The following is a 276-nucleotide window of genomic DNA, read 5'->3' as shown; positions in this document are numbered from 1 at the left end:
GGTCATCCGTTTTCCAAGCGGAATTCGCTTGCTGATTTCGGCCAGTTTTTCTTCCGGATTGGCAAAAGATTGAATCCAGCTTTCATACATAGGGGTGTACACTTCAGCGGGTAGGATTGCGTTGACACGGATTTGGTAAGGGAGAAGCTCGACAGCCCACTCTCGGGTGAGGGCGAGTTGGGCGCCTTTGGCAGCCACATAGCCGGATGTGCCCCCTTGTCCTGTGACGGCAGTTTTGGAGGAAATATTGACTATCGAACCTTTGTTTTTTTTCAA

1 protein-coding gene is annotated in these 276 nt (G+C 50.4%); it reads right to left on the bottom strand.

Annotated features, from left to right (window positions below):
* Positions 1 to 276: SDR family oxidoreductase (locus tag ACNKXV_RS14850; protein ID WP_417908467.1), on the bottom strand; the 276-nt coding region annotated here is incomplete at both ends.

The organism is Christiangramia aquimixticola, assembly GCF_048285835.1.
Lineage (GTDB): Bacteria > Bacteroidota > Bacteroidia > Flavobacteriales > Flavobacteriaceae > Christiangramia > Christiangramia aquimixticola.
This window is presented reverse-complemented; position numbering and strand designations above follow the sequence as displayed.